Here is a 21,876-nt window from a genome sequence, read left to right as displayed (position 1 = left end):
CGAGTTGCACGTTTCTGCCGCGCGAGTTGCGCGTTCCCGCCCCGCGAGTTGCACGTTCCCGCCACACGCAACGCTCAACTCGCCCGCACCCAACGCTCAACTCGCGCGCACGCAACGCTCAACTCGCGCGGGCCTGCAGGTACGGTGCAAGGAACTCCCTGACGGCGGCCAGCGTCACCGCGGGGGCTTCCTCCGCCGGGAAATGACCGCAGTCCGGGATGACGATGCTGTGCACATCCGACGCCACGGGCGCGATGGTCTGCTCCACCAGCGCACCGGTGGAGCGCTCCCCCGCGATCGTCAGCACCGGCAACGTCAGCGTGGTCGCCGCGCGTTCCGCGTTCTGGGCCATGTTTTCGGTGACCGCACGGTAGAACGCGAAACAGGCGCGCAGCGCTTCCGGACTGCGAGCGATGGACTCGATATAGTGCTGGATCGCCGTTTCCGCCAGCGGGTTCGCCGCCTTGTTCGCGAACTGCCACCGGAAGAACACGTCCTCGCGGCCGGCGACGAGCAGTTCGTTGAGCTCGTCGAGCCGGTTGAAAGTGAAGTGCCACAAGCGGTTCACCACATCCTGGGGGCCGAAGATCGGCGGCGACGGGGCCAGGCCGGGGATGACCGCCTCGGCCAGCGCCAGCCGCTCGACCCGGTCGGGGTGATCGACGGCCAGTGCGTAGCCGGTCCACATCCCCACGTCGTGGCCGACCATGGCGAACCGTGCGTGGCCCAGCGCCCCCATCAGCGACACCATGTCCCGGGCGAGGGTGCCGATGTCGTAGCCGCCGGCGGGTTTGCCGGACAGGCCGACGCCCCGCGGGTCGGGGGCGATGACCGTGTAGTCACGCGCCAGTTCGGGCATCAGCAGCCGCCACGCGTACCACGTCTGCGGCCAGCCCGCCAGCAACAGCAGCGGCGGCCCGTCCCCACCGACCACGGCGTGCAGACGCAGCTCGCCGATGTCGACCCAGCGGCTGGCGAAGACGTCACCGAAACCTTCGGGCAGACCGGGCGTGCCGTCCACCGAGCCGGGACCGGCCGGGGCGTCGAGAGTGACAGTCATCAGTTTCTCCTTCGGTTCTTTCAGGCACGGCCGGCGAGGGCCGTGACCGCGATGACGACCGCGGCGAGCAACGAGGTTGCGAGGTTGAGCGGGAGGAGCTGCCCCAGCCCGCCGAGTGCCAGGGTCGGCACGATATTTCCGGCATAGGCGGCCAGGAAATACGACGCGTTCAGATCGGCTCGGCGCCGCGGGTCGGCCAGCCGCGCGGTGACGGCCAGGCCGCGGCGGAACGACAGACCACTGCCCGCACCGGCCAGCACCGTCCCGATCACGAAAACCGCCAGCGACCGGGTCCACAGTCCGGCGACGAAGACGGCCACGCCGGAGATCAGCAACGCCGCCGCGATCCAGTGCTGCGACAGCCGGCGAGGCGGGGCGAAAAGCTGGGCGAGAAGCGCTGACAGGAACAGCACCGCGACCACTCCCCCGGCCACCGCCTGATTGGTCACGCCGAGGCCCTGGTGCAGAAAGCCCGGTACCAGCGAGGAAAACAACGCGTTCACCTCGAACCCCGCGGAGACCGCGGCCGCCGCGCTCGCGAACCGGGCCAGGTCCGCCCGACCGGCCGGGACCGTCGGGCGGCGCATGATCACGACCGGGGGCCTGCGGTCGTCCACGGTTTCGGGTGCGAGCGCGATCGCCAGCACGGCCGGCACCAGCGTCGCGAGATAGACGGCAAAAACAAGGTGGGTCGGCGCGGGTGCCAGCTGTGCGAACAGACCCGCGACCAACGGCCCCAGACCGAGCCCCCCGAGGTTCGCGGCCGTCGCGGTCACGGTGGCGCGCCTCGGCCCGCCCAGTTCCTCCAGCCAGGCGGTGGCCGTTGCGGTGATCACGCCGGTCGCCAGCCCGCTGAGCACCCGCGCCACCAGCAGCATCACGACGTTGCCGGCAAGCAGGAACGACACGGTGCTCGCCGCGACCAGCACCAGCGCGGCCACCATGAGCGGGCGGCGCCCGGAGCGGTCCGACATCGACGCGAAAAGGATCAGCGAGACGACGACGCCGATCGCGTAGACGGCGAAGATCAACGTGGTGGTGAACGGGCCGAAACCCATGGCTGGCGCCCACAGCACGTACAGCGGCACCGGGAGGGTGCCGCCGAGCATGGCCAGGAGATACACGGCCGCCACGGACCGGAACCCCGTCGAAGCTCGCCGGCTTGGCGGCGCCTGCGTTGTCTTCGTCGTCATGGCCACGAGGCTAGCGTTCCTTGACCGATCAGTCCATGATTCTTGGACAGCTCGGTCCAAGATGTGATGCGTCAGACATTTCCATTGGCACATCAGAAAAAGAGGCGCCCGGAGGATTCGATCGTGTGCACTGCGTGAGCAATCGGGGAAGTTGGGCCGAACGGAGCAGCTATTTACGACGAGACTGTCCATTGTGGATCAGTTTTGCCGACTTTCCCTGCTGCTGAGCGGATTCTGGTCAGTGAACTCGCCGTGAAATCCGCCCGGTTAATTGATCTTCACGGCGTCACCAGGCTTCGAACATTGTTTTCATCCCCGTTCCGGGGTTTCGCGATTCTCACCCCGGGTAGCTCGGTTGAGCGAAGGAGGACAGCGATGAAGGCAGGAACACGTATCGCCCTTGGGGTGGGGACTGGATACCTACTGGGACGGACGAAAAAGATGCGGCTGGCGTTGATGATCGCCGCCGCCGGAGCGACCGGGCGAGTGAACACTTCCCCGGCCGCACTGCTGCAGAACGGGTTGAAACAGCTCGGTTCTTCGGGCGAACTGGGGAAGCTGGCCGACGTCGCGCGCGGTGAGTTGCTGAGTGCCGCCAAGGCGGCCGCCGTCACCGCGGCCAGCAGCCGGATCGACTCGCTCACCGAACGGCTTTCCGAGGGAGCCAAGCTTTCCGAGGGAGCCAAGAAGGCGACCGCGCCGTCCGATGAGGCCGCAGAGGACACAGAGGACACCGCGGAAGCAGAAGAAACTGAGGAGACTCCAGAGGAATCCTCGGAAGAAACCTCGGAGGAAGCCTCCGACGAATCTTCGGAAGAAGAGGAAAGCGCCGAAGAGGAACCGGAGCCCGAACCGGAACGTCCGGCACGCCGCCGCACCTCCCCCCGCGCCAAGAGCGCTGAGAAGGAAAGCGAAGACGAGGAAGAAGAGCGCCCCCGCAGGCAGCCCGCGCGTCGCGGCCGCGCCACGTCGCGCCGGACACCGGTGCGCCGGGCCGGGAGGTGAATGCCATGGCCACCAAGCAACTGAGGAAAGCCGCGAACAAAGGCGGTCAGGCCGCATCGGGGGTGACGAGCAAGGTCACCGACACCGCGTCCAAGGCGACCGACACCGCGTCGAAAGCGGTGACCGCACTCCCCTTGCCTGACGAACTGTCCGACGCGCTGCGCAACCTGGCAGTGACCGTGAGCACGCGTGCGACCACCGCACTGGCCAAGCGGATCACCTCGACCTCGGGCCGTCTCACCGACTACGCCAGTGGCGGTGGCGGCGGTCTTCTCGAGGCGGTGACCGGAGGAAAACCCAGTGTGAAAGGAAAGGCCGCCATGGGCGCGGTCAAGGGCGTGCTGTCCGGCGTTGCGGAAAAGGTCGGCGGCGCGTTCTCGGGTGGCGGCGGCGCTGGCGGCGACAAGATCAAGGTCACCAACATCATCGAGGAGATCGACATCGGCGCCCCGGTCGACCTGGTGTACGACCAGTGGACGCGGTTCAGCGAATTCCACAAGTTCATGAAGAAAGTGGAAAACGTCGAGCAGGTCAGCGACGAGGAGCTGGAATGGAAGGCGCAGATCTTGTGGTCGCACCGGTCCTGGAAAGCCACCATCCTCGAACAGGTGCCCAGCGAGCGGATCGTGTGGCGGTCAGAGGGTGAGAAGGGCCATGTGGACGGTGCCGTCACCTTCCACGAACTCACCCCGGATCTGACCAGGGTCCTGGTGGTGCTCGAGTATCACCCGCAGGGTTTCTTCGAGCGCACCGGGAACATCTGGCGTGCCCAGGGCCGCCGGGTCCGGTTGGAGCTCAAGCACTTCCGCCGTCACGTGATGACCGTCGTGTTGTTGCATCCCGACGATGTCGACGGATGGCGCGGCGAAATCCGTGATGGCCAGGTCGTCGACGAGGCGGACCAGGAAGGCGAGCCCGAGGAAGACGAGCAGGACGAGGAAACCGAATCCGACGAGGAAGAGCAGGAAGCGCAATGACCACAGCCGTACAGCCGTCCGGTGGCGGCGGGGGCGGGCTCAGCGGCCCGAGCTCGAGCAGCCTCGCGGACGTGATCGACACCATTCTCGACAAAGGACTGGTGATCGACGCCTACGTCCGGGTTTCCCTGGTCGGTATCGAATTGCTGACCATCGATGCCCGAGTCGTGGTGGCCAGTGTGGACACTTATCTGCGGTTCGCCGAAGCGGTGAACCGGCTCGACATTTCCGACACCGAGCAAAAAGGGCTGCCCGATCTGCTCGAGGACATGAACCAAGGCGGAGCGAAAGCCAAGACCAAGGGTGCGCTCGAAGCAGCCGGTGACAAGCTTCGCGACATTCTCGGCGAGGACGAGCAGGAACCCGCCGGACGCCGCCGGAAAGGGAACAACTGAAATGGCCACGGAAAGCGTCGTGTACGTGTACGGGATCGTGCCCGCGGACGTTGAGACCGACCCCGAGGCGCGCGGGATCGGTGACCCGCCCGCCCCGGTGAAAACCCTGGTGTGCGACCAGATCGCCGCACTGGTGAGTGAGATTCCGCGGGACCAGCCATTGGGCAGGCCGGAAGATCTGACCGCACACGCGGCATTGATCGACGCCGCCGCCGGAGAAACTCCGGTGCTGCCATTGCGGTTCGGCGCCGCGGTGAGCACGGAGGAGGCCGTCAAGGACGAGCTGCTGAAAGCTCACCACGATGATTTCCTGACGGCGCTGCAAGAACTGGAAGGCAAAGCCCAATACGTCGTGAAGGCGCGGTATGTGGAGCAGGCCATTCTCCACGAAATCCTCGACGAGAACCCGCAACTGGCCGAGTTGCGGGAATCGATCCGCGGCAAGCCCGAGGACGCCACCCGCAACGAACGGATGGCGCTGGGCGAGAACATCAACAACGGCATCGCGGCCAAGCGGGAGCTCGACACCCAGCGCATGGTCGAGGCCCTCGAACCGCTCGACGTGCAGATCGCGCTGCGGGAGCCGACGCACGAACGGGACGCGGTGCATCTGGCGTGCCTGGCCGAAACGGCGCACCAGGGCGATCTCGAGGAGGCAGTGGGCAAGCTGGCCGAGGCCTGGAAAGACCGGGTGGAAGTCCGGCTGCTCGGTCCGCTCGGCGCGTACGACTTCGTGGTCACCCAAGGGCCGCAGGAGTAACCGATGGGACTGCTGTCGACGATCTTCGGCCTCCCGCTCGCGCCGGTCCACGGGGTCATCTCGCTGGGCGAGTTGATCCAGCGCAGGGTCGAGGAGGAGCAGACCGATCCGGCGGCAGTACGGCGCGAGCTGGAGGCTGCTGCCGAGGCAAGGGCGGCGGGTGAGATCTCCGCCGAGGAGGAACGTGAGGCGCAACAAGAGGTTCTGGACCGGCTGACCCCGTCGGACCCGGCGCCGGACGAGGAGAGGTGACGACTGGTGGCCGCGAATTCCCGGGACGGTACGGAGCCACGCCGCGAAGAGCTGACGGCCTCGGAGGCGGGGGCCAAGGCACTCCAACACCTCGGTGAGCTGGTGTCGAGTTCACCTCTCGGTGTCACGTCGGTCGAACCGGCCGAGGACGGCTGGCTGGTGGAGGTGGAAGTGCTCGAAGAACGCCGGATCCCCTCGTCGTCGGACATTCTGGCGATCTACCGGGTCGAGCTGGATCTCGACGGCGAACTGCTGGCCTATCGCCGCCTGAGCCAGTACGCGCGTGGCAAGGCGGGCGCCGGGAATGGGAACGGGAACGGGGTGAGCTGATGTCCCCCCAGCAGCCGCTCACCACGAACTCGTCCCAGCCCAGTCTCGCGACCACCGGGAACCACCAGGCCGCCAACCTCGGTGACATCCTGGAACGAGTGCTGGACAAGGGTTTGGTGATCGCGGGCGACATCCAGATCAACCTGCTCGACATCGAACTGCTGACGATCAAGCTGCGGCTCGTCATCGCCTCGCTCGAAACGGCGCGGGAAGTCGGGATCAACTGGTGGGAAAGCGATCCGTGGCTCAGTGGCGACACCTCGCGGCTGCAGAACGAAAACCGGCGGTTGCAGGCCCGGATCGCGGAGCTCGAAGGCAAGGAACCCCAGGCGATCGAGGAAGCGGACGATGGCTGAGGAATACGGGATCTGGCTCTACGTCATTACCGGCGAACTCGATCCTGCCGTGCCCGGGGCGGTGTCCGGGGTGGCGGGCGAAACACCGCGGGTCCTCCAGTCCGCGGAGCTGGCGGCGGTGGTCGGCGACGTGCCGCTGAGTGCGTTCGGCGAGGAAGCGTTGCGGCGCAACTTCGAAGACCTCGACTGGCTCGGTGCCGTCGCGAAGGCACATGACGCGGTGATCGCCGCCGTGCGTGCGGCGCGCCCGGTGGTGCCGATCCGCCTGGCCACGGTCTACCACGACGACGAGCGCGTCCGCGAAATGCTGGCGCAGCGGGCCGCCGACTGCCGCCGGACGCTCGACCGGCTGACCGGGCGGACCGAGTGGGGCGTCAAGCTTTTCCTCGGTGCCGAGCCGGAATCCGTTGCCGCACCGAGCAGTTCGTCTCGCGGTGGCGCCGGGACGGCGTATCTCGCCCGCCGTCGTGCGGCGCTGTCCGCGCGGGAAAACCGGTCACAACGCGCGATCGAGCAGGCGCGGCGCATCCACGCCCGGCTCGCCACCCTGGCCGTCGACGCCAGGACCCATCCCCCGCAGAGCCGGGCACTCGCCGCGGAGAACGGGCGGATGATCCTCAACGCCGCGTATCTGGTCGGCGATGCGGACGCACGGAAGTTCATCGACGCCGCCGAAGCCTGCGAGGAGGACAACGACGCGATCCGGGCGCAGGTGACCGGCCCGTGGCCGCCGTATTCGTTCGCGTCGCTGGAGGAGACATGACCGAACCGGTGCCGGCGCCGCTGGAACGGCCGGTCGCGCTCGTCGATCTGCTCGACCGGGTACTGGCCGGCGGTGTCGTGGTGAGCGGTGACCTCGTACTGTCCATTGCGGACGTCGATCTGGTGCACATTTCCTTGCGTACCTTGCTGTCCTCCGTCACCGCGCTGAGGCCTCCCGATGAATGAGCCGGAGCGGCGGATCAACGCGGATCCGGAAAACGCAGAACGCAGCCTCGTCGGTCTCGTGCTGACCGTGGTGGAACTGCTGCGCCAGCTGATGGAAAGGCAGGCGCTGCGCCGGGTGGACCATGGCGACCTGACCGACGAACAGGTCGAGGCCATCGGCGAAACACTCATGCGCCTGGAGCAACGCATGGGCGAGTTGTGCGAGTACTTCGACGTGAGACCGGAAGACCTGAATCTGGACCTCGGTCCGCTCGGGACGTTGCTTCCCGAAGAGTGATCAACGCCTGACTCCTTTCGGCGGCTGGACGCGTAGTGACGTCTGGGCAACAATCAACGCACGATCGCGCCGATCCCGCCGAGCGCAGGGGGTGCACGCTGAGGTCCGTTACGAGAGCGACCGATCTGTCACGCCGTTTCCGGCTACTGGCCGGTGGGTATGCCGTTTCGTCGTACGGCAGTTACCTGAACATGGTGGCACTGAACCTGTTCGTGTACCAGCTGACCGGCAGCGCTCTCACCATGGGCCTGTTTTTGTTGGTACGACTGGGATCCGGCGCCGTCACCGGGCTCACGGCCGGCCGCCTTCTGTACCGCCTGCCCCATCGGCGGATTATGGTATGGACCAGTACCGTTCAGGCGGCGGTACTCGTCGTGCTGGTCATGGTGCCGGCACCGGCGCGCCTGCCGGTGCTGTTCGCCTCGGCCACTGTGGGCGGTTGCGGCAGCACGCTGTTCCTGGTCGCGCTGCGCAGCGCTATACCGGACCTCGTCGGCCAGGATCAGCGTGACCCGGCCAATTCCCTGATCGTTGTCGCCCGATCACTGGGCATGGTGGCCGGCTTCGCGTCGGCGCCACCGGTGATCTCCTGGCAGGGCTACCCCGTGGCTTTTCTGGTCGACGCCGGAACTTTCGTGGTGTGCGCGTTCGCGTGCCTCTCCATCCCGGCAGTCACCCGCCCGGAACCACGGCCCACCCCGGCCCGCACGTGGTCTGGACCGGTGCTGCCAAAGCTCGGCCTGCTGCTGGTAATGGTCATCGGACTGCGGGCGCTCGACGCCTTCGGCTCGGCTTCCCACAACGCCGCTCTCCCGGTATATTCCGCCGCGGATCACGCGGATCCGGCGGCGTTCGCCGGCAGATTCCTTGCCCTGTGGGCAATCGGTAACATCATCGTGCAGCAGGCCGTCCGCGGTTACCGCAAAAGGCGGGGCCACGGCCCTGGTCTCCGGGGTTTCGCCGGGGGAACCGTCCTCATGTCCGCGGCGTTCATCCTCGCGTTCACCGGCCTCCCCCTTGTCCTCACCGCGGTGATCGCGGTGGCCGCCGGCTGCGCCGACGGGCTCACCGAGGTGTCGTATTCCGGTTACCTGCAAAGATTTTCCGGCCCGGCCCGTGACCGGGCGTTCGGCCTCTCGGCGACCGCGGAGAACACCGGTTTCGGGCTCGGCATGCTCGCCTGCTCGGTCTTGCTGGACCGCTGTCCGCCGGTGACCGTCGTGGCCGCTTCGCACGGTGCCGCCATTCTGGCCGTACTGCTGTTGTGTACTGGGTTTGCTTGGCACACAAGGAAAAGAGCCAGGAGGGCGAGGGGGTATGTGGACAGACCGCATCGCGATCATCGGGATGTCGCTCAGGTTCCCGGGGGCTGACACCCCGGAAGGGTTCTGGGCCGACATCAGCGCCGGCACCTCGCGCGTGCACCATTTCACCGACACGGAACTGGCCCACGCCGGCGTCGGCGCGGAAGAGCGCGGCACGTTCGTCGCGGCGAGCGGACTGCTCACTGGTGTGGACCACTTCGACGCCGAGTTCTTCGGGATGAGCGCACGCGAAGCGGCGATCACCGATCCGCAGCACCGGCTGTTCCTGGAATGCTGCTATCACGCGCTGGAGGACGGCGGGTACCCCGATGCCGGTGCCAGAGTCGGGGTTTACGCCAGCACCGGTTATCGCCTGCACTCGCTGCACAGTTATCTCGCGAACAATCTCGACGTGGGGCCGGGTTCCGAGTGGATCGCCGCCAAGCAGGCACAGGTGGGCAACTACACCGATTACGCCGCGACGCAGGTGGCCTATCGGCTCGGGCTGACCGGTCCCGCGATCACCGTCTCGACCGCGTGCTCCAGTTCGCTCGTCGCGATACACCTGGCGTGCCAGGGATTGCTGTCCGGAGACGCCGAGCTCGCGCTGGCCGGATCGTCCGCATTGCACTTTCCCCAGGTGACCGGACACCGGCACGTCAAGGGTTCCACGATGTCCCCGACCGGAATGCTCCGCGCCTTCGACGCCGCCGCGGACGGCACGGTGGCCGGCAACGGGGTCGCCGCCGTGCTGCTCAAGCGGCTCGACCGCGCGCTCGCCGACGGGGACACCGTGCACGCGGTCGTGCTGGGTTCCGGGGTGACCAACGACGGCGCCGCCAAGACCGGGTTCGCCGCGCCCAGCGCGGCCGGGCAACGGGACGCGGTGCTGCGCGCGGTCGAGGCGGCCGGCGTGCCGGTGACCTCCATCGGTTATCTCGAAGCGCACGGCACCGGTACCCGCAAAGGAGATCCCATCGAGTTCGACGGCCTCACGAGCGCTTATCGGCGGCACACCGGCGAAATCGGTTTCTGCGCGCTCGGCACCACGAAACCGAGGATCGGTCATCTCGACAGCTGCGCCGGGATGGCGGGCCTGATCACCGCCGTGCTCGCGGTGCGGCACGGGATCATCCCGCCGCTGGTCAACTTCACCCGCCCCAATCCGGCACTGGCGCTGGCGACCAGCCCTTTCACGCTCGCCTCGCACGCGCGGGAATGGCCGGTCTCGGGACCGCGCCGGGCGGGAGTGCACGCGGTCGGCATGGGCGGCACCAACGCCCACGTCATCGTGGAGCAGGCCCCGGCGCGCGCGGCCCGTACTCCCGGCGCCGTCCCGGGTTTACTCCCGCTGTCGGCGCGCGATCCCGCCGCACTGACCGAGTACGCCTCGGCTGTGTACGACTTTCTGCGAAAGCATCCCGCCACCGAACCGGCCGATCTGGTCACGACACTCGCGTTGGGACGTCGCCGATTCGCACACCGCCTCGGGGTGCCCGGCCACACCGTCGCCGAGTGGACCCGTGCGCTGGGCGCATACCTGGCCGGGGAGACGCCGTTGCGCGCCGGAGACGATCCGGATTGGACAGTGCTGTTGCGAGACAGCGGCGGCGGGCGGATTCCGTTGCCGCACTATCCGTTCCGGCGAACCCGGCACTGGGCCGGGCCGCCGCCGCTGGACCTGACCGAGGACGACACCACGGAGGCAGCCATGCCGGACCAGGACACGCTCGGCCCCGTCATCGAGGTGACGGCGCGACATCTCGGCTACGAGCCCGGCGGGATCGACCCTGACCGGTCCTTTGTGGACCTCGGTGCCGATTCGCTGCAGCTGATCAGCGTCCAGGTGGAACTGGAAAGCGCGTTCGGCCTCGAGATCACGATGGCCGAGCTGCTGGAGGCGGCACGCAGCCCCAAGCTGCTGGCGGAGCTCATTGCGCAGCGCCGCACCCCGCCACCGCCCGAGGTGCACGGGCCGAGAGTCACCATCACCGACTCGGGCACGACGACCGGCCACGATCATGTCACCGACCTGACCAACCGCCTCACCGAACGAACCAGAAGCTCCAAAAAGGACACTCAGCGCCACCGTGCGGTGCTCGCCGACAGCCGCGCGGTGGTCGGCTTCCGGGCCGCCACCAAGGAAATGCGTTACCTGCTCCAGGCGCGTTCCGCCCACGGCGCCCACCTGACCGACGTCGACGGCCACGACTACGTGGACATCACCATGGGGTTCGGCGCCCTGCTGTTCGGCCACGAACCGGAGTTCGTCACCGAGGCCGTGCGGCGGCATCTGGCCGATGGCCTGCGCTTCGGCCTGCGTAGCGCGGACACCGGGGAGGCCGCGGCCCTGCTCGCCGAGCTGACCGGGATGGAGCGCGTCGCGTTCGCCGCCACCGGGACCGAGGCCAATTCGGCGGCGTTGCGGCTCGCCCGCGCCGCGACGGGCCGGACCCGCGTGGTCGTGTTCCGCGGTTCCTATCACGGCCATCTCGATTCGGTGCTGGGCCGGGCAGGCGGTGGCCGCACCGTGCCGGTTTCCGCCGGTATCCCGGACAGCGCGGTGGCCGAGCTCATTGTGCTGGAATACGGCGACCCGCAGAGCCTGGAAACCATCGAAGGGCAGGCCGGCACGATCGCGGCCGTGCTCGTCGAGCCCGTGCAATGCCGCAATCCTTCCTTACGCCCCAAGGAGTTCGTGCGGTCTCTACGCGAGCTGACCCGCAAACACGGCATCGTGCTGATCTTCGACGAGATGCTCACCGGGCTGCGCCCGCACCCCGGCGGCGCGCAGCAGCATTACGGTGTCCAGGCCGATCTCGCGACCTACGGCAAGGCGCTGGGCAGCGGTTTCCCCATCGGGGCGATCGCCGGCCGCGCCGATGTGATGGACTATGTGGACGGTGGATTCTGGCGCTACGGCGACGAAAGCGGGCCACACCGCGAGACGGTGTTCTTCGGTGGTACCCATCTGCAGCATCCCGTGTCGATGGCTGCCGCGCGAGCTGTGCTCACCCACCTCAAGCAGGAGGGGCCGGCCCTGCAGGCGGCGGTCAACGCGAGAACCGGCCGGCTCGCCGATGAGCTGAACCGCTTCTTCACCGACGAGGAATTCCCGCTGCGCCTGGACCACTTCGGCTCGATGTTCCGGTTCACCCACCGCGCGGATCTGGAGCTGCTCTACCACCATCTGCTGCTGCGCGGGGTGCACGTGTGGGAATGGCGCAGTTTCTACCTGTCCACCGCACACACCGACGCGGACGTGGCCTACGTCGCCGACGCCGTGCGCGACTCGCTACGGGAGCTGCGTGCGGCCGGCTTCTTCCCGGCCATCCGGCCGCGACCGAGGCCGGTGCCGGTCGAGCGGGCCCGGCCCGCGCCGGAGTTCAGCATCTACTTCTTCGGCGACTCGGACGGGTCCACATCGGACAAGTACCGCCTTGTCCTGGACACCGCGCGGTTCGCCGACGAACACGGTTTCCACGCGTTGTGGTTGCCGGAGCGGCATTTCCACTCCTTCGGCGGCTTGTTCCCCAACCCGTCGGTGCTCGCGGCGGCACTGACGCAACGGACCAGCCGGATCCGGCTCAACGCCGGTTCGGTGGTGTTGCCGTTACACGATCCGATCCGGGTCGCCGAAGAATGGTCCATAGTGGACAATCTCTCGGACGGCCGGGTAGGGCTCGGCTTCGGCACCGGCTGGCACAGCGAGGATTTCGCGTTGCACCCAGACCGGTTCGACCGGCGCCGGGACATCGCCTTCGACCACTTTGCCGAACTCAAACGCCTGTGGCGGGGGGAACCGGTGCGGCGCCGCTCCGGCACGGGAGCCGAGATCGAGGTGCGGGCGCTGCCCTACCCGGTGCAGCAGGAGCCGCCGATGTGGCTGGCCACCACGGGCCGCGTGGAGTCCTATGTGGATGCCGGCCGGCTCGGGCTGGGTGTGCTGACGAACCTGATGCACCAGACGGTCGAGGACCTCGCCGAAAACATCGGGCATTACCGCGCCGCACGGCAAGCCGCCGGGCTTGACCCCGATGGCGGCCGGGTCACCGTGCTGCTGCACACGTATCTCGCCGACGAGCACGCCATCGCCCGCGCCGACGCGCTGGAGCCGATGATCCGGTATCTGCGTTCCTCCTTGCTGATGCGCTCGGCCGCCGCCGGAGTCACCGCCGACGATCTTTCGGCCGCGAGCCCGGCTGATCTGGATACGTTGTTCCGCCGCGCCTATGACCGCTATTGCGATCAACGCGCCCTGATCGGTACTCCGGAAACGTGCACGGGCCTGGTGGCGAAACTGGACGCGGCCGGGGTGGACGAGATCGCGGCACTCGTCGATTTCGGCCTGTCCGCCGAACAGGTCTCCGCGAGTCTCGAACGGCTGGATCGTCTGCGGCGCAAGGTAAGTGGTCCGACGCCCGAGCGCAGCGGGCCGGCCACGGCGGCGCAGCGCCGGATCTGGCTGGCCTGTCAGTTCACCGGTGCCGCCGCGTACAACGAGATCCAGGCGGTGCGGCTGCGCGGCAAGCTCGACGAACAGGCACTACACGCCGCCGTGCGTGGTCTCGTCGAACGGCATCCCGGGCTTCGCATGGTGTTCCGCCAGGACGATGGTGATCACGAGCTGCGACAGTTCGAAGTGGACGGTATCGACGTGCCGCTGCAGGTCAGCGACCATCACGGCGAGGAGGCCGAAACGGCCATCGCCGCTGTGGTGCACGAAGAAAGCCGTCGTGCCTACGATCTGACGCACGGCCCGCTGTGCACGCCTCGCCTGCTGCGGCTGGGCACCGATGACCACGCCTTCGTGCTCGGCATCCACCACCTGATCACCGACGGGCATTCCGCAGGGCTCATCGCCGCCGATCTCCAGGAGCTGTACCGGGCTTCGGTGGCCGGGCGCGCGCCCCGGTTCGACGCACCGGGCGGTTCCCCCTTGGACGCTCCGGAACCGAAGGCTGATCCGGCTCATCTCGATTGGTGGCGCAGGCATCTCGGGGCGGAACCGCCCATGCCCCGCCAGCCCACCGACCGGCCCCGCGACGGCGCCATGCAAGGAAAGGGCGCGTCGGTGACCGCGTGGTTCACCGCGGATCAGACGGCGGCGCTGCGCCGGTGGTGCAGCGACCAAGGTGCCACGCTGCACGCCGGGCTGCTCACCGCCTGGCGCGTGGTGCTGCGGCGCTTTTCCGGGCAGGACGAGTTCGTCGTGGGCACCACCTTCGGCCGTCGCGGCGAGGAAACCGGTGCGACCGTGGGCTTTTTCGTGTCATTGCTGCCGTTGCGCGGCAGGCTGACCGACGAGATGGGCATCGGCGACGCGGTGCGGGAGGCACGGGACACGGTGCTCGCCGCGAGCGCCCATCTCGACGTCGATCCGGAGGCGCTCGGCGCGTCCCCGGGGCAGCCGCTCGTGCCGGTGTCGGTGGACCTGGATACCGAAGCCTTACCCGCCATGGAACTTCCCGGCCTGCGGGCGGAACCGATCGGGACCGGCGCGGAATCGGCGCCGCTGGAACTGTCGCTGGCCGCGGTGCGCAGCGGAACCGGGCTGCGCCTGACCATCCGGTACGACGCCGGCCTGTACGACGAGGCGACCGCGCGCCGCTACCTCGATCACCTCCAGCTGGTTCTGGACGCCATGGCCGCCGGTACGGACCGGATCGGCGATCTGCCGCCGTGCACTCCCGGAGACGAGGAGCAACTCCGGGCGCTCAGTGGCGGCAAACCACCGTCGCCCGGCCGTCGCACGCTCGACGACATCCGCCCGGCAGGTGACGTGATCGACGAAACCGGGCGGCACACCGGAACTGCGATACTCGCCGCGGCGAACGGGATCGCGGCCCGGCTGACCGAGCTGGGTGCGCGGCGAGGGGACGTAGTGGCGATTGTCTTGCCCCGAGGCCACGAACTCGCCGCCGCCATCCTCGGCACCGTCGCCGCCGGAGCGGCATACCTCCCGCTGGATCCCAGCCAGCCGTTGCCACGACTGTCCACAATGGTCGCTAATGCCCAACCGGTGGCACTGATCGGCGCCCCGGATCTCAGGCTGGCACCCGAGGTTCCGCGTATCCAGATGCCCAAAGAGGGTCCACTTCGGACAGTCTCCGTGGCCGCCGAGGACTTACTGTGCCTGCTCTACACGTCCGGCTCGACCGGGAGCCCGAAGGGGGTTCTGCTCGAGCACGGCAACGTCGCGGCCACCCTGGCGGTGTTTCTCGCGGAAATGCGCCTCACCGCGGACGACAGGCTGTCCTGGTACAGCGCGCCGGGGTTCGACGCCGGCAACCTCGAACTGTGGCCGGCCTTGCTGACCGGCGCCGAGCTGCACGTGGTCCCCGACGAGGTGCGGCTCGACCCGCAGGCCTTGGTGACCTGGCTGGTCCGGCAACGGATCACGGTCGCCTTCCTGCCGACGGCGGTCGGGGAAGCGGTCCTGGACCAGCCGTGGCCCCCCGACGCGGCGTTGCGAGTGCTGTGCGTCGGTGGCGAGCGGCTGCACGCCCGGCCACGGGCGGACCTTCCGTTCACCGTGCACAACATCTACGGTCCGACCGAATGCTCGATTTTCTGTTGCTGGAACAAGGTTTCTCCGGAGGGATCCGGCGATCCGTCGCTGGGCGCACCGAACCCCGGGCTGGTGTTCGAAGTCCGCGACGCCGCCGGACGGCTGCTGCCGCCGGGTGCGATCGGAGAACTGCACGTCGGCGGTCCGCAGGTGGCCCGCGGCTATCACAGGGACACGACCGACCGCCGGTTCCGCACCGACACCGCCGGTCGCCGCTGGTACCGCACGGGCGACTTGGTGCGCTGGCGCACCGACGGCGAACTGGATTTCGCCGGCCGCGTCGACGATCAGGTGCAGATCCGGGGTGTGCGCGTCGAACCGGCGGAGGTGACCCGCGCCGTGCGCACGCTGCCCGGGGTGCGGGACGCGCGCGTGCTGCCGAGGGTGGACGAGGCGAGCGGGCGCGAGTTGCTGGTGTGCCAGGTGCTCGCCGACCGGGACACCGACGAGACCGAGCTCGTCCGGCGCTGGCGGGCGGCGCTGGCCGAGCTGCTGCCCCGGCCGATGGTGCCGGAGCGATGGCAGGTGGTCGATGAACTTCCGTTGTCCGGCAACGGAAAGTGGGACCGGCACGCGAGCACACCGGTCGCCGGGACCATCCGCGAGCTGTGGGCCGAAGTGCTCGGCGTCGACGGGTTCGCGGACGACGCCCGGTTCTTCGACCTCGGCGGGCACTCACTGACCGTGGTGGCGCTGCTCAACCGGATCCGGGAGCGGCTGGCAGCCGAGTACACCTTCACCGAGTTCTTCGCCGATCCGACTGTGCGCGGCATGGCGACTCGTCTGGGCGCCCGGGAAAGGGGCGAGCTGTGACCGCGATCGACGCCCTGCTCGGCAAGTTGCGCACCCTCGACGTGCGGCTCGCCGCGGCCGGTGACGCCCTGCGTTACGACGCGCCGTCCGGCACCCTGTCCCCCGGCCTGCTCACCGAGCTGAGGCACCACAAACCCGCGCTGCTTGCGCACCTGAGCGGAATCCTCGGTGTGGCACCGGTTTCCGCGCAACAGGAGACCATGCTGTCGGCCGTCATGCAGGCGCCGCGGCCCGAAGTGTTCAATGTTCCCACCAGGATCTGGCTGACCGGCAGGCTCGACGTCACCGCGCTCGGGACCGCGATCGACGCCCTGGTCCGCAGACATGCGGGGCTCAGGTCCCGGTTCGTCCGCGACCACACTGGCAACTGGGTGCAGCAAGCCCTTGCGCCCCAACCGGTTCCGCTGCCCGTCGAGGATCTGCGCGGCCGTCCCCCGCAGGACGTCGAGCAGGCTTGCCAGGCGCTGGCCGACACCCCGTTCGATCTTCGCCGCAGCACCGTTCCGGTGTGCCGTCTGTTCCAAGTGGACGATGACCGCTGGGCGTTGATGCTGGTGACGCACCATATCGCCACCGACGGGTGGGCACTGTCGGTGGTGTTGCGGGAACTGGCCGAGCTCTACCGCGCGGCAGCCGGCGGGACCGAACCGAGGCTGGCCGCGCCCAGCGCCCAGCCGGCGGATTACGCGCGCCGGCAACGCGGCCAGACCGGCACCGAACGCAAACTCCCGTTCTGGCGGGCGCATCTGGACGGCGCGTCTCTCGCGCAGTTGCCCACCGACCGGCCGGCCCCGGCCCGGAGCACGGGTGCCGGCGACACCGTGCGGCGAGCCGTCCCCCGCTCGACACGGGCCGCGGTCGAGGCGTTCGCCCGATCGCACGAGGTCACGCCTTGCGCCGTCGCCGTCGCGGCGCTGGGCCGGTGGCTGGCCGGCCTTTCCGGTGGCGGCGACATCCTGCTCAAGCTGTCTTATGCGAACCGGGAACACCGGGAACTCGAGTCCCTCGTCAGCTGCTCGCGGATCGGGCTCGGCGTGCTGATGCGCGATGCGGGCCGGGTTCCGTTCGGTGAGCTCGTCGAGCAGGTGGGCCGTCATCTGCCTGCCGCCATCGACAATGCGCTGCCGCTGGAGGACGTACTCGGCGCAGGCCGCGCACCGCAGCTCGCGTTCGCCTACCAGCAGCTGCCCGGTCCCGAGGTGACCTTCGCCGGGTTGGCGACACGGATCGAGGACGTCGCCGCCGCCGCGGCGCGGGCGGAACTGACGCTCGGGCTCGGGCCCACCGCGGCGTGGCTCGAATACGCCACTGACCTGCGTGACCCGGCCACCGCGGCCGGCCTGCTGGATGGCTATCTCGACGGGCTGGTGGCGCAATGTCAGATGTAATCCGTTTGGATGAAGATGTCCTGATTCGCGATACACGCGCGGCGGCTGCGCGACCTAGGGGGCGACCAGCGGAGACCGGAAGGGGCCAGCGATGCCTCGGAACTGGAACAGCGCGGCCATCCGCGCTCGTGAGCTACTCGCCGCCACGGCGGACATCCGCCTCAAAGCGCCGCGAGCCGTGGCCCGCACCGTGTCCGGGGAGATCGAACTGGCACCCGTCACGGTCTACTGGACCACCCCGGAAGCCGGTGCGCGGCGCATGTCGGCGCTGCACGCGAAATCGCTCGGCGCGTCCTCGGCGTTCGCGACGCCGTCGATCAGCGCGCTCGAACCGGATGCCGCGTTCGCCGCGTACAGCAATGCCGCGGTAGCCGCGCTCGCCCAGATCACCATCGCCACGAACGGCGGGATCGACGTCATCACCCGTGCCGTGTGTGACGCGGCGCTCGACGCGGGTTCGCTCGCCGGTCTGGAAGGGCTGTTCTTCTCCGGGCTGCTCGGCGTCCAGCAGACCGGCGCGACGGATACGCTGAACATCGCCGCGAACACGCTCCTCGGTCTCGGGCTTCCGTCCATTCGCGACGGTGGTGCCGACGTCGGCGTGGTGCTCAACCCGGTCACCGGCCAGCTCGGTTTTCCCAATACCGCAACGATTCGCGCGGCGTTCGGGGACGTCGCCGGTGACCTGTTCGCGCTGGGCGCCGGTGGTGACGTCAGCCCGGCGCTCGCGGCACTCGGGAAGGGTCCGGCCACGAACGTGTTCGGCAATCTCGGCACCCTGCTCACCGGTCTCGGGGTCGATCTCGGCAACGGTTCCGGAAAGTCCTCTGTGGACATTTCCGGCGGGCTGTCCCTGATCACCGGTTCGGCCGACGAATACGCCGCCGCGGGCAAGAAGATCGGTGGTGTGGCCGGCACGTTGATCGGCACCTACGAAGGCGGTGGCGCCGGTGCCATCACCGGGTTCCTCGCCGGTGCCGGGCTGACCGTCGCCACCGACGGCCTTGCGGCGCCGGTGATCCCGGCCGCGACGGCCGGGGGCGCGACAGCCGGAGCGCTCGCCGGCGGGTCCGCGGGCGGGTCGATCGGTGAGCGGCTCGGCGAGGCGGCCGGGTGGGTCGTCGGCTGGGTCAAGGACCAGGTGTCGACGCCGGCGCCGAGCGGCTCGGGCAGCAGCGGGAGTTCCGGTACCCCAGGCACCCCAGGCACCTCGGGGACCACGGGCACTTCGGGAACGACCGGGACCACCGGGACTTCGGGCACGCCGGGGACTCCCGCGAGCAATGGCGGCACGGCCCCGGCCGGCTCGACCGGGTCGTCCGGGACAGGCGGGGACCAGCGCAAGTGCCTCGTCGCCGACGACAGCGGCACCGGGATGCCGGTCGATGACGGGACCGGCGGCGGCTCGAACCCCGACGGTTTCGGCTCCGCATGGAGCTTTCTGCCGCAAGGGTCCGGTTTGGACGCTCTGCTCGCCCAGTTCGGCCCGGGTTCCTACGGCCTGGTGTCGATGCCGGCGTACGACGACGCCGGCGGCCTGGTCACACCCGGGTTCATCGGCAACCTCGCCGGCCTGATCCAGACCGGCCCTGGGCACGAGCTGGTGTCCCCGACCGTCGACAATGGACGGAACCCGGGCGCCGTGAGCACCGCCGCCGTGCCGGCCGGCACGGGGCCCTCGACCGAGCTGATCATCCCGACCGCCGAAGGCGAAATCGGCAAGGAACATCCCGGGGCGGCGAATCAGCGGGTGCTGGAACTGCTGGAGGCGGCAGTGGCGACGCTTCGCGCGTCGGTTACTAATCCGGCCAAAAGTAGCCAGACCCCGAGCAGCACGTAACCGTCGCCACGCAAGCCGGATAGCCGTGACTGTGGTCGGATTGGTAACGAACGGCACAGTCAGGACTGACCCCCCTGCCACTTTCAACATATAGCGCACGGGGGGCTTGCGGCAAGACCCGGGTCATGCCGCACAATCACCGGCCGAAGCCACGACCAGCGGAAATCCGGGGTCGGTTCAGCCGGTGTGAGGGGAATGTGTCAGCTCAGGGGTACGAAGAGGAACTGCGGTCCGAGCGTAGCTACGTGGCCGGGCTGTACGCGCGGCTCGACGCCGAGCGCGCGCGGGTGAAGGGGGAATACGAGGCGGCGTTGCGGGACGACGCCGGTACCGCCATGGAACGCGACGTCGAGGTGCGCGCGCTGGGCAGAGAAGTGAAGCGGCTCAACGTGGCCGACAACGGGCTGTGTTTCGGGCGGCTGGATGGCGTTTCCGGCGAGCGGTGCTATGTCGGCCGGATCGGACTGTTCGACGAGGAGGACTCCTACCGCCCGATGCTGCTGGACTGGCGTGCCCCGGCGGCGCGTCCGTTCTATGTCGCCACCGGCGCGAACCCGGAGAACATGCTGCGGCGCCGGCAGTTCCACACCCGCGGCCGTCAGGTCGTCGATTTCACCGATGAAGTGTTCGGCCGCCCCGGCGCGGGCGGACGCGGGGACGCGGCGCTGCTCGCGGCGGTCAGCGCACCACGCGGCGAGGGTATGCGCGACATCGTGGCGACCATCCAGGCCGAGCAGGACGAGATCATCCGGCTCGACCACCCTGGGGTGCTCGTGATCGAGGGTGGTCCCGGCACCGGGAAGACGGTGGTGGCGCTGCATCGCGTCGCGTATCTGCTGTACACGCAGCGGGAGCGGATGGAACGCCACGGGGTGCTCGTGGTCGGGCCCAATCCGGCGTTCCTGAACCACATCAGCCGGGTGCTGCCGTCGCTCGGCGAGTCCGACGTCGTGTTCATGACCACCGGCGATCTCGTGCCCGGTCTGCGCGTCACCGCCGAGGACACCCCGGAAGCCGCGCGGCTCAAGGGCTCGCTGTCTATTGTGGATGTTCTTGCGGCGGCGATCGCGGACCGGCAACGGCTTCCCGAACAGCCGCTGCCGATCGACGTGGGTGGTGTCACGGTGCGGATCGACGCCGAGACCGCCGAATGGGCCCGGGACGAAGCGCGGCAAAGCGGGTTGCCGCACAACGAGGCCCGCGCGGTGTTCGCCGATATCGTCGGCTATGTGCTGACCGAACGGGCCATCGCCCGCATCGGCCGGGGCTGGCTGACCAGGGAAGACCGGGAAACCTGGGAGAAACTGCGCACGGAGCTGCGGAGGGACCTGACGAACGAGGCGAAGTTCACCGCCGCGCTCGACGAACTGTGGCCGATCCTGATCCCGGAAACGCTGCTGGCCCAACTGTTCTCCTCGGCCGGGCGGTTGCGTGCGGCCGGTGCCGGCGAGGCGTTGTGGCGTGCCGATGGGGATGCCTGGACGGTGTCGGACGTACCGCTGCTCGACGAGCTGAGCGAACTGCTGGGCCGCGAAAAGCAGGACGACCGGGCCGCGGAGAAGGAACGGAAGGCGCAGGCCGCCTATGCCGCCGACGTGCTGGACAACCTGGTGAGCCGCAAGGATTCGATGGACGACGAGGACCACCTGTTCGCCACGGATCTGCTTTACGCCGAGGATCTCGCGGAACGCTTCGACGAGCGCGACACCCGGGATCTCGCCGAACGGGCCGCCGCGGACCGGGAATGGACGTACCGGCATGTCGTGGTCGACGAGGCGCAGGAACTGTCCGAAATGGACTGGCGGGTGCTGATGCGGCGCTGCCCCGGCCGGTCGTTCACCGTGGTCAGCGATCTCGCCCAGCGGCGGTCGGTGGCCGGTGCCACGTCATGGGACGCGATGCTGGCGCCGTATGTGCCGAGCCGCTGGGTGTACCGGTCGCTGTCGGTGAACTACCGTACCCCGGCGGAGATCATGACCGTCGCCGCCGCGTTGCTCGCCGAGTTCGCACCGGACGTCCAGCCCCCGGAATCAGTGCGCGCGAGCGGTGTACGGCCGTGGTCGAAACAGGTCACGGAGGATGAACTTCCTTCTGCCATCGAGGAATTCGTCCACGACGAGGCGGGGCGCGAAGGCACCGGTGTCGTGATCGGACCGCCGGGGGTGCCGGGTGCGGTGGCGCCGTCGGAGACGAAAGGCCTGGAGTTCGACGCCGTCCTCGTCGTGGCACCGGACCAAATCCTTGCCGACGGCCCCCGTGGCGCGGCCGAGCTGTATGTCGCGCTCACCCGCGCCACGCAGCGCCTAGGGGTTCTCCATCAGGGTCCACTCCCGCAGGTCCTGATCGGACTGACGAGTGTTTGAAATGGCTTGCTGAGCGGTGAGGGTGGCGGTGCAAGCGCACGGCC

General features: G+C 68.8%; 17 protein-coding genes. 15 read left to right on the top strand and 2 right to left on the bottom strand.

Annotated elements, in window-relative coordinates; translation table 11 throughout:
- Nucleotides 1–118: 118 nt before the first annotated feature.
- Both GKO32_RS10870 and GKO32_RS10865 read right to left on the bottom strand, forming a co-directional pair.
- Nucleotides 119–1,060: an alpha/beta fold hydrolase gene (locus GKO32_RS10870; RefSeq protein ID WP_154756691.1), complete on the bottom strand. Its 942-nt coding sequence runs from the start codon at nt 1,058–1,060 to the stop codon at nt 119–121.
- A gap of 20 nt (nt 1,061–1,080) precedes the next feature.
- Nucleotides 1,081–2,253: an MFS transporter gene (locus tag GKO32_RS10865; protein ID WP_154756690.1), complete on the bottom strand. Its 1,173-nt coding sequence runs from the start codon at nt 2,251–2,253 to the stop codon at nt 1,081–1,083.
- A 375-nt stretch (nt 2,254–2,628) separates the two neighbouring features.
- On the opposite strand from GKO32_RS10865, the gene GKO32_RS10860 reads away from it, so the two are divergent.
- The 15 genes from GKO32_RS10860 (at nt 2,629) to helR (ending at nt 21,832) form a co-directional block, all read left to right on the top strand.
- Complete coding sequence (locus tag GKO32_RS10860) at nt 2,629–3,258, top strand: hypothetical protein (protein ID WP_154756689.1); 630 nt, start codon at nt 2,629–2,631, stop codon at nt 3,256–3,258.
- Nucleotides 3,259–3,263: 5 nt separating this feature from the next.
- Nucleotides 3,264–4,235: an SRPBCC family protein gene (locus GKO32_RS10855; RefSeq protein WP_154756688.1), complete on the top strand. Its 972-nt coding sequence runs from the start codon at nt 3,264–3,266 to the stop codon at nt 4,233–4,235.
- On the top strand, nt 4,232–4,630 hold the full coding sequence (gene gvpJ / locus GKO32_RS10850; protein WP_154756687.1) for a gas vesicle protein GvpJ: 399 nt from the start codon (nt 4,232–4,234) through the stop codon (nt 4,628–4,630). Before GKO32_RS10855 ends, gvpJ begins: the two co-directional genes overlap by 4 nt.
- 1 nt (nt 4,631) lies before the next feature.
- Nucleotides 4,632–5,390, top strand: a complete 759-nt coding sequence (locus GKO32_RS10845) for a GvpL/GvpF family gas vesicle protein (RefSeq protein WP_154756686.1) — start codon at nt 4,632–4,634, stop codon at nt 5,388–5,390.
- 3 nt (nt 5,391–5,393) lie between these two features.
- On the top strand, nt 5,394–5,642 hold the full coding sequence (locus GKO32_RS10840; protein WP_154756685.1) for a gas vesicle protein GvpG: 249 nt from the start codon (nt 5,394–5,396) through the stop codon (nt 5,640–5,642).
- A gap of 6 nt (nt 5,643–5,648) precedes the next feature.
- Nucleotides 5,649–5,972 carry a gas vesicle protein GvpO gene (gene gvpO, locus GKO32_RS10835; RefSeq protein ID WP_312867790.1) on the top strand — a complete coding sequence of 108 codons (324 nt, stop codon included), beginning with the start codon at nt 5,649–5,651 and terminating at the stop codon, nt 5,970–5,972.
- Nucleotides 5,972–6,328: a gas vesicle protein gene (locus GKO32_RS10830; RefSeq protein ID WP_154756683.1), complete on the top strand. Its 357-nt coding sequence runs from the start codon at nt 5,972–5,974 to the stop codon at nt 6,326–6,328. The genes gvpO and GKO32_RS10830 overlap by 1 nt, the downstream gene beginning before the upstream one ends.
- On the top strand, nt 6,321–7,091 hold the full coding sequence (locus GKO32_RS10825; protein WP_154756682.1) for a GvpL/GvpF family gas vesicle protein: 771 nt from the start codon (nt 6,321–6,323) through the stop codon (nt 7,089–7,091). Before GKO32_RS10830 ends, GKO32_RS10825 begins: the two co-directional genes overlap by 8 nt.
- A complete protein-coding gene (locus GKO32_RS10820; RefSeq protein WP_154756681.1) occupies nt 7,088–7,276 on the top strand; it encodes a gas vesicle protein in 189 nt (62 codons plus the stop codon). Before GKO32_RS10825 ends, GKO32_RS10820 begins: the two co-directional genes overlap by 4 nt.
- A complete protein-coding gene (locus GKO32_RS10815; RefSeq protein WP_154756680.1) occupies nt 7,269–7,553 on the top strand; it encodes a gas vesicle protein K in 285 nt (94 codons plus the stop codon). Before GKO32_RS10820 ends, GKO32_RS10815 begins: the two co-directional genes overlap by 8 nt.
- A gap of 35 nt (nt 7,554–7,588) precedes the next feature.
- Nucleotides 7,589–8,926 carry an MFS transporter gene (locus tag GKO32_RS10810; protein ID WP_208024365.1) on the top strand — a complete coding sequence of 446 codons (1,338 nt, stop codon included), beginning with the start codon at nt 7,589–7,591 and terminating at the stop codon, nt 8,924–8,926.
- Nucleotides 8,871–16,241, top strand: a complete 7,371-nt coding sequence (locus GKO32_RS10805) for a non-ribosomal peptide synthetase (protein WP_154756678.1) — start codon at nt 8,871–8,873, stop codon at nt 16,239–16,241. The genes GKO32_RS10810 and GKO32_RS10805 overlap by 56 nt, the downstream gene beginning before the upstream one ends.
- The gene (locus GKO32_RS10800; protein WP_154756677.1) at nt 16,238–17,629 is read left to right on the top strand and encodes a condensation domain-containing protein; all 1,392 of its coding nucleotides are present in this window, start codon (nt 16,238–16,240) and stop codon (nt 17,627–17,629) included. The genes GKO32_RS10805 and GKO32_RS10800 overlap by 4 nt, the downstream gene beginning before the upstream one ends.
- A 91-nt stretch (nt 17,630–17,720) precedes the next feature.
- On the top strand, nt 17,721–19,469 hold the full coding sequence (locus tag GKO32_RS10795; protein ID WP_154756676.1) for a hypothetical protein: 1,749 nt from the start codon (nt 17,721–17,723) through the stop codon (nt 19,467–19,469).
- Between the two features lie 197 nt (nt 19,470–19,666).
- Complete coding sequence (gene helR / locus GKO32_RS10790; RefSeq protein WP_312867789.1) at nt 19,667–21,832, top strand: RNA polymerase recycling motor ATPase HelR; 2,166 nt, start codon at nt 19,667–19,669, stop codon at nt 21,830–21,832.
- Nucleotides 21,833–21,876 lie beyond the last annotated feature (44 nt).

Origin of the sequence: Amycolatopsis pithecellobii (genome assembly GCF_009707865.1) — a bacterium.
GTDB classification, from domain to species: domain Bacteria; phylum Actinomycetota; class Actinomycetes; order Mycobacteriales; family Pseudonocardiaceae; genus Amycolatopsis_E; species Amycolatopsis_E pithecellobii.
This window is presented reverse-complemented; position numbering and strand designations above follow the sequence as displayed.